General features: G+C 62.8%; 8 protein-coding genes. 6 read left to right on the top strand and 2 right to left on the bottom strand.

Annotated features, from left to right (window positions below; genetic code table 11):
• Window positions 1-68: 68 nt before the first annotated feature.
• On the bottom strand, window positions 69-395 hold the full coding sequence (locus ROR02_RS17580) for a helix-turn-helix domain-containing protein (protein ID WP_147163977.1): 327 nt from the start codon (window positions 393-395) through the stop codon (window positions 69-71).
• Between the two features lie 167 nt (window positions 396-562).
• Here ROR02_RS17580 and ROR02_RS17575 point away from each other — a divergent pair, with 167 nt between their 5' ends.
• The 6 genes from ROR02_RS17575 to ROR02_RS10470 all read left to right on the top strand — a co-directional run bounded on the left by ROR02_RS17575 (window position 563) and on the right by ROR02_RS10470 (window position 7,090).
• Entirely contained in the window at window positions 563-1,081 is a 519-nt protein-coding gene (locus ROR02_RS17575; protein ID WP_147163976.1) for a helix-turn-helix domain-containing protein, read from the top strand.
• 106 nt (window positions 1,082-1,187) lie between these two features.
• Entirely contained in the window at window positions 1,188-1,625 is a 438-nt protein-coding gene (locus ROR02_RS10490; RefSeq protein ID WP_147163975.1) for a hypothetical protein, read from the top strand.
• Between the two features lie 707 nt (window positions 1,626-2,332).
• Entirely contained in the window at window positions 2,333-2,923 is a 591-nt protein-coding gene (locus tag ROR02_RS10485; RefSeq protein ID WP_147163974.1) for a hypothetical protein, read from the top strand.
• Window positions 2,920-4,281: a primase-helicase family protein gene (locus ROR02_RS10480; RefSeq protein WP_147163973.1), complete on the top strand. Its 1,362-nt coding sequence runs from the start codon at window positions 2,920-2,922 to the stop codon at window positions 4,279-4,281. Before ROR02_RS10485 ends, ROR02_RS10480 begins: the two co-directional genes overlap by 4 nt.
• A gap of 339 nt (window positions 4,282-4,620) precedes the next feature.
• Window positions 4,621-5,172 (top strand): hypothetical protein, encoded by a 552-nt coding sequence (locus ROR02_RS10475; protein ID WP_147163972.1) that lies wholly within the window; start codon window positions 4,621-4,623, stop codon window positions 5,170-5,172.
• Window positions 5,141-7,090: a phage terminase large subunit family protein gene (locus ROR02_RS10470; RefSeq protein ID WP_147163971.1), complete on the top strand. Its 1,950-nt coding sequence runs from the start codon at window positions 5,141-5,143 to the stop codon at window positions 7,088-7,090. Before ROR02_RS10475 ends, ROR02_RS10470 begins: the two co-directional genes overlap by 32 nt.
• Here ROR02_RS10470 and ROR02_RS10465 read toward each other — a convergent pair.
• The gene (locus ROR02_RS10465; RefSeq protein ID WP_147163979.1) at window positions 7,047-7,319 is read right to left on the bottom strand and encodes a helix-turn-helix transcriptional regulator; all 273 of its coding nucleotides are present in this window, start codon (window positions 7,317-7,319) and stop codon (window positions 7,047-7,049) included. The genes ROR02_RS10470 and ROR02_RS10465 overlap by 44 nt on opposite strands.
• Window positions 7,320-7,398: the final 79 nt, after the last annotated feature.

The following is a 7,398-nucleotide window of genomic DNA, read 5'->3' as shown; positions in this document are numbered from 1 at the left end:
CTTCGTAGGCCACGAGGCCGGGGTATCCGGTTTGCACCTCGATCACGTCACCAATCGACTCTGTCATGTCAGGCGGCCTCCTCGGATTGAGCGTTGCCGCCGGGCCCCCGTCTGCTACGCTGAGGATCACGGGTCGGCCCCACTCTGTTCCCGGACGGGTCATAGAGTTCCGGGAACAGGGACTGGGGCGTCAGGCCCAGGGCGGCGGCGAGTACCTCTTGCAAGGGGCGGTGTCCGCCCCCGGCCGCAGCCGCGCTCACCGCTTGGTGGCTCACCCCTTCCCGCCGGGCCAACGCCCGCAAGGAGAGGTGCCGCAAGCGCAGCTGATAGATGATCCACGCCCGCCGTTCGGCGGGGTTTTTTGGGATGCTCAAGGTTGCAGGTGCATTTGCCATGGCAAGGACGTTAGCGAAATATCGCTCACCAAACAAGCGATATTTCGCCGTCAGAGTTCGGGTGGGTGACAGATCGATGATCTTCGTGATTTATCGCGCAATATCAGCCGCTTGCGAAAACTCTGACCTGTCAGGGTTTTTCGCTTACAGATGTCAGAGTTAAAGCCATGAACACTGACAGCCTTCCCGACAGAATCCGGCAAATCATTGGTGGTGAGAGTGCGCGATCTTTCGCTATGCGGGCAGGGATAAGCGATAGTACGCTCCGAAGTGTCTTAAAGGGCACTAGCCCCACCCTGGATACGCTTATTCCCATCGCAAGAGCCGCAGACGTAAACCTTGAGTGGCTGGCTACGGGCCGTGGTGCGATGCGATCAGGGCAAGAGGAGGCGCAAGCGCCAACGGCCCCGGCAGAGTCTGCCTCGGGCCGTCCAGCCCCAACGCTTCTGGACGAGGAGCTTTTCGCTCGCGTTATCGATGGTATTTCAAAGGTTTATAAGGAGTCTGGAGCCCGTATCGCCCCGGTGGACCTGGGGCGCCTCGCGGCCCGTATCGCCAACGATATCGTGGCCGTCAGCGACGGTCCGGACGACTGGCCCGGTGCCCTGAAAATGTCCCTTCACGCCCTCGCCCGCGACCTCCGCGCAACCCAGATCGAGTCAAATTCAACTAAACGCTTGGCCTAAGAGTCGTTGAAAGGTCCATTTTAGATGCTATGCTCTTTAATGGTATTTTCTCAAACGGAATGCCCTTTCTAGGTTCTTCTCTCCCGACAGCATAGGAGGCATGGCTATGAGGAAAGTGTTTTTTGGTGCGACCATAGTGATGGTTACATTGATCGCATCATGCGCAAGCCGAAAGGACTCCCTTAACGAAATTGGTAATCAGTCCATAGATAGAGTTCGGATAATTGCATCGCAAAATGCAGATTTTATTCGGAAAAATGGGGATAAGGAACTTTCTGGCCGATCCGTTCAGTATGTAAAGGATACAATGAAGGATCCAGATTCCGCCCTTGTAAGAAATGTTAAGGTCGTTGATTTTGAAGGGGGAAAAGTTGTTTGTGGAGAAGTTAACGCGAAAAACTCATATGGCGCTTATGTTGGCTATAGCGCCTTTGCAGCCAGCCCAAAAGGTGCTGAGTTTTATCAGAAAGACACCTCTCGTTTTCCCAGCGCCATTTTTGAGGCGCAGTGGAACTTGGGGATCATTAAAGTATGTAGCTTTTAAAAAAGCAGGCGGCGGCGATATTTTCTAATGTTAGCTGGGAGCAGGCGATCAACGCCGGTATCGCCGCCGCCTGCGGCCCCTGACCAGGTGCTGGGGGCGGCCCCGACGGGGGCGGGCCTGGGGCGCGCTCGCAACCCGCCTGCTCCCACCCCCGTCGTGTCTCAAATCGGGTGCCGATTCCGCTCACGGCCGCTCATTTTGTCCCAAACCGCCCCGCCCGCCGCCTCCCCCCTAACGTCCCGCCATATCTCACTTTTTCCCCCAATATCCCGCCTCCCCCCATGTCCCAATCCGATCACCTCCCTACAGCCGGCGCCTGGTTCCGTCAGGGGCCCAAGAAAGCAAAAACCCCGGAAACAGATCTGTTTCCAGGGTTTTGGATGGTGCCGTGGAGAGGATTTGAACCTCCGACCTACTGATTACGAATCCTGATTGCGCACCTGGATTTTCGCCCTTTTTCCGTCATGAGCGTGACTCATCCGCTTAAGCTAAATCAATGGCTTACGCGCAGCGACGGAAAAGAAAATGCGATCGACTGCGGACTGTGCTGCCCAATCGGACCCCGAGGCGAACCGCCAGTTTCGCCGACGCTGGGAGCATCCGACGAACACCCTGGTCCGTCCCGTCATGCCCCGGCCGGACGAGGATGTTGACCGCTTGGCCGTGGCCGTTTTGGCCGACTGGCGGGCACGGAAGGATCGGACGCGATGACCGACCTTCTTCTTGAGTTTTCCCACTATGCCGCTCGAACCGGGACGCGATGGGATGAAGCCCTGATCCATCGCTATCGCGTGCCTCGGGACTGGTTGCAGGCCCTCACGGCGCCGGCCCGGTACGGGGTGGCGCGGGCGCGGCTTGACCGGGATGGGTCTTGGGTGCCCACGGCCGAGGGGACCACGGTCCTTGTCTTGCCAGCCTGCCCGCTTGCCGCCCTGGACGATCCGATTTGGCCCAGCGCCGACGTGGGCGACCTGGTGGCGTTCGATCCACGCGACCCTGAACGCTGGTGGACTCGTCTGGGGTGCCCCCTTCTGAACGAAGAGGCGCAAGCCCGGGCCGCGCTTTGTCGCGAACCGCTCGTGGTTCACCCCACGCCCCTGGCCTGGATGCAAGCCGCCGGTGCCGGGGTTGTCGTTCTGGATTGGAGCCGCCCCCTTTCCGTGTGGATGGCCGGGCCGCCTTCGCTGATCGCTCCCACTCTGGATCTGGCCGAACGGCTTGACCGGGCGCTGAACAGGCCCCCGCCCCGCGCCCGTATCGAACTTCCCGCCCACGTCATCAAGAGGAACGTGGCATGAGCAAGAACACCATCTCCCTTGACGAAGCCCGGCGCCGACGGAACGCCGCCAAGAAGCAGCAAGACCAGGATCCAACGGCCCCCCTGGATCGCCTGAACGAAACGTGCGCCCTGGTCATCATGGGCAGCGGGGTTCGGATCGTGCGCCACGGTACGGACGCCAAGGGCAAGTCCTCGGTGTCGTTCCTGACCGAAGCCGCCTTCACCACCTTGTTCGGCAACGAAACGGTGGTTCTGGACAAGAAGCCCGTCAAGACGGGGCAAGCGTGGCTGGAATGGCCGGGGCGCCGGACGTTCGAGGGGATCACCTTTGCTCCTGGGCAAGAAACCCCGGGTCATTACAACCTTTGGAGAGGCTTTGCCGTCGAACCCTGCGAGGGCGATTGCTCTTTGTTCCTTGACCATCTGCGGGTCAATGTTTGCGCGGAAGACCCGGTTATTTACGCCTGGGTGGTCGGATGGTTCGCCCAGATGGTTCAAGACCCCATGACCAAGCCAGGGACAGCCCTGGTTCTGCGGGGTGGCATGGGGGCGGGCAAGACCATCGTGGGCGAGGTGATCGGCTCCCTGTTCCCTCACCATTACCGACTGGTGGACAGCCCCCGCTACGTCACCGGGCAGTTCAACGCCCACATGGCCGACTGCTTGTTTCTGCAAGTGGACGAAGGGGTGTGGGCCGGGGACAAGACGGCGGAAGGACGGATCAAGGGCCTGATTACCAGTTCGCATCAGATGGTCGAACAAAAGGGCGTTGAACCCGTCACGCTGCCCAACCTTGTCCGGCTGCTGATCACGTCCAACGAGGGTTGGGTTGTGCCGGCGGGCAAGGAAGAGCGCCGGTTCTGTGTTCTTGACATGGCCGATCATGCCAAGGGCAACCATGAATATTTTGGAGAAATGCTTTCCCAACTGGAAAACGGGGGGCGGGGAGCCCTCCTGAAACACCTGCTTGACTATGATTATTCCCAAATCAACCTTCGTCAGCCACCACGAACGGTTGCTCTGGATGACCAGAAAATCCGCTCCATGCCCTCAATCGAACGGTGGTGGATGGGGCGATTGGTGGATGGTGCAATAACGCGAGACGTCGAATGCTGGCCGCCATCGTACTCAAAGCGCGCCATGTACGACGATTACATCAAGGAATCGGATCGGATCGGGGAACGACGTCGGGCCAGCGAGCCCGAGTTCTGGACACGGCTGCGCAAGATCATGCCCTCTCTTGAAGAAAAACGCATCCGAACGGCGAATGGGGAAAGAGAGCGGCACATTCTCTTGCCGGACCTGGAGACGTGCCGGGATGCATTCCGCGACCTTTACGGGCTTGCGGGGGATCACTGGTCCAGGTGGTCCGAGTGACGGGCCGTCGCTTGGACCGGAAAAGTCTATTGTTTTCAAGGGGTGGTCCGGGTGGTCCGGGTGGTCCAGGCAATTTCGGGCACTACACGCGCGCGCGAGGAAGACCGCACAGGATAACAAACCTCGTTTTCCCTTGGACCACCTGGACCACCCGGGCAACCAATTGAGAATAAACATGAAATCCGGTCCAACCCAAATTGCAGCACCCGGACCACCCGGACCAGACCAAGGCTTCCGGGTCCTTCCCCCCGAAACCGTGTACAGGTGGCAAAGGCCCGGGATTTTGCTAGCGACAGGGTCGGTAAAGACTTAAACACTAATTAGACCAATGGGTTAATCATGGTTAAGCCAACCGATGACGGGGCCGTGAGGCCGGTTGAACTGGCGGAAATCCTGGGGGTGACCAAGGGCCGGGTGTCGCAGATGACCAAGGCCGGCATGCCCAAGCGCCCGGACGGGCGCATCAACGTCGCCGAGGCGCGGGCCTGGATTGATGCCAACGTCGAACGCCGGGCCTCCCGGGGGCTGTTCTCCCTTGCCGAGCCATCGCCGCCGCCCGCCGACGCCCCCGAGGACTACGCCGCCTTGCGTGCCAAGCACGAAGCCCTGAAGGCCGACATGACTGCCCTTCGCCTGGCGCGAGAAGCCGGAACCACCGTGACCAAGGACGAGGTGCAAGCGGCCATCTACGCCCGTGCCCGGCTGGAGCGCGAAGCCCATGAAAACTTCGTGGTGCGGGTGGCGCCGCTGCTGGCGGCCGACCTGGGCGCGCCCGAGGGGGCGGTGCTGGCGGCCCTGGATCGCCACATGCGCCAACACCTGGAAGACCTGTCCCGCCTTCCCCTGGAGATCTTCGACGATGAACAACACGACCACGGCTTGGGTGGATGAAATCTGGCGCCGGGGCCTGCGCCCCGATGTGCGCCTGAGCGTGTCCGAGTGGGCGGACCGGTACCGCACCCTGGCCGGCAAGACGGCTTCCGAGCCCGGTCCCTGGCGCACCGATCGCACGCCCTACCTGCGCGAGGTGATGAACGCCATGAGCGCCGGAAGCCCGTACCAGCGGGTGGTGCTGATGGCCGGCGCCCAGTTGGGCAAGACCGAAGCCGCCTTGAACCTGGTGGGCAGCGTCATCCACCACACGCCCGGCCCGCTGATGATCGTTCTGCCCACCGTCGAGACGGCCAAGCGGTGGAGCCGCCAGCGCCTGGATCCGCTGGTGGACGCCCGTCCCTTGCGCGGGCTGGTCAAGGATCCCCGTTCCCGGGACTCGGGCAACACGGTGTTGTCGAAGGAGTTCCCGGGTGGGCTGGCAGTGGTGACCGGGGCGAACTCGGCCGTGGGCCTGCGCTCGATGCCGGCCCGCTTCCTGGTGATGGACGAGGTGGACGGCTTCCCCGCCGACGCGGACAACGAGGGCGACCCGGTGGACCTGGCGGTTCAACGCACCGTCACCTTCGGGGCGCGGCGCAAGATCATCCTGGTGTCCACCCCCACCGTGGCCGGTCTGTCGCGCATTGAAGCCGCCTATCTGGAGTCGGACCAGCGGAAGTTCTGGGTGCCGTGCCCGGCCTGCGGGGTCTTCCAGGTGCTGAAATGGTCGCAAGTCCAATGGCCCGAGGGCAACCCGCAGGGGGCCGCCTATGTGTGCGAACACTGCGGGACCATCCACGACAACGCCGCCAAGGCGTGGATGCTGCCACGCGGGGAATGGCGGGCCGAGGCCGAGGGCGACGGCACAACGGCCGGCTTCTGGATATCCTCGCTGTACAGCCCGCCCGGCTGGCTGTCGTGGGGGGAAATCGCCACCGACTTCGTGAAGGCCCGCAGCAATCCCATCCGCCTGAAGACCTGGACGAATACCAAGCTGGCCGAGACATGGCAGGAACGAGGCGAGGCGCCGGAATGGGAACGCCTGTTCGAGCGCCGCGAAAGCTACCCCATCGGGCGGGTACCCCGGGGCGGATTGGTGCTGACCGCCGGGGTGGACGTGCAAAAGGACCGCCTGGAAGTCGAGGTGGTGGCCTGGGGCCGGGGCCTGGAAAGCTGGTCGGTGGTGTACGAGGTCCTGATGGGGCCCAGCACCGGCCCCGAGGTGTGGCGGGATCTGGACCGCCTGTTGGGCGCCACGTTTGAAACCGAGGCGGGGGGCGCCCTGAGCGTGTCGCGTCTGGCCGTGGATACGGGGTACGAGACGCAAACGGTCTATTCCTGGGCCCGGCGCCACGGGGCGCGGCTGGTGATGCCGGTCAAGGGGTCCGATACCGTTGCCGTGCCCGTGGGCGCCGCAAGCCCGGTGGACGTGACCAGCGGGGGCCACAGCCTGCGCCGGGGCCTGCGGGTGTGGCCGGTGGGGGTGGGCCTGTTGAAGCGCCAGTTGTACGGCTGGCTTCGGCTGGTGCGCGACGGCGACGCCCCGCCCCCGGCCGGCTACTGCCATTTCCCCGAATACGATGCCGAGTTCTTCAAGATGCTGACCGCCGAGGAACTGGTGAAGCGTACCAACCGGGCCGGGTATCCCAAGCTGGAATGGCAGAAGATGCGCGCGCGCAACGAAGCCCTGGATTGCCGGGTGTACGCCACCGCCGCCGCCCTGGCCCTGGGCCTGGACCGCTGGCCCGAAACCCGCTGGGCGGAAGTGGAAGAGGCGCAACGCGACCTGATGCTGTCGCCCCCGCTGCCTCCGGCACAGAGATCCCCCGCTGCGGCTGTGATGGCCACACCCCCGGCCCGGGAAGCCGGCACCCCCGGCCCGGCGCGCGCCGTCAGTCCGGCAACGGTGCGGTCGCGGTGGATGTCGGGCGGATGAAGCGCACCCCCGCCCCGCCCCCGTTCTCGGCAATGAACTCGATCCCCGCCGCTTCCAGCGCCATCCGGATGGCTGCGGCAGTCCGAGGGTATGGAGTGCTTTTTCCAGCCTCAAAGTCGGCAAGCGTCTTTCTGGCCACTTGGGCGCGTTCACATAGCTCTTGCTGTGACCACCCTACCAAAGCGCGGCCGGCGCGACATTGGGCAGGGGAAAGGTTATCATTTTGCATAATGCTATCCAAAATGTGTTGACTGGATATCTGCACAGGATTACACATTTTGCGCAGTCTTTGTATGGGGCGCAACAGC

This window comes from Pararhodospirillum oryzae, assembly GCF_007992075.1.
Classification (GTDB): Bacteria; Pseudomonadota; Alphaproteobacteria; order Rhodospirillales; family Rhodospirillaceae; genus Pararhodospirillum; species Pararhodospirillum oryzae.
Note: the sequence above shows the minus strand (reverse complement) of the source record. Positions and strands in the feature narration are given on the sequence as shown.

Coding starts and splice junctions, on each gene's coding strand:
- ROR02_RS17580 (WP_147163977.1), bottom strand. CDS start 395: ATGGCAAATGCACCTGCAACCTTGAGCATCCCAAAAAACCCCGCCGAA.
- ROR02_RS17575 (WP_147163976.1), top strand. CDS start 563: ATGAACACTGACAGCCTTCCCGACAGAATCCGGCAAATCATTGGTGGT.
- ROR02_RS10490 (WP_147163975.1), top strand. CDS start 1,188: ATGAGGAAAGTGTTTTTTGGTGCGACCATAGTGATGGTTACATTGATC.
- ROR02_RS10485 (WP_147163974.1), top strand. CDS start 2,333: ATGACCGACCTTCTTCTTGAGTTTTCCCACTATGCCGCTCGAACCGGG.
- ROR02_RS10480 (WP_147163973.1), top strand. CDS start 2,920: ATGAGCAAGAACACCATCTCCCTTGACGAAGCCCGGCGCCGACGGAAC.
- ROR02_RS10475 (WP_147163972.1), top strand. CDS start 4,621: ATGGTTAAGCCAACCGATGACGGGGCCGTGAGGCCGGTTGAACTGGCG.
- ROR02_RS10470 (WP_147163971.1), top strand. CDS start 5,141: ATGAACAACACGACCACGGCTTGGGTGGATGAAATCTGGCGCCGGGGC.
- ROR02_RS10465 (WP_147163979.1), bottom strand. CDS start 7,319: ATGCAAAATGATAACCTTTCCCCTGCCCAATGTCGCGCCGGCCGCGCT.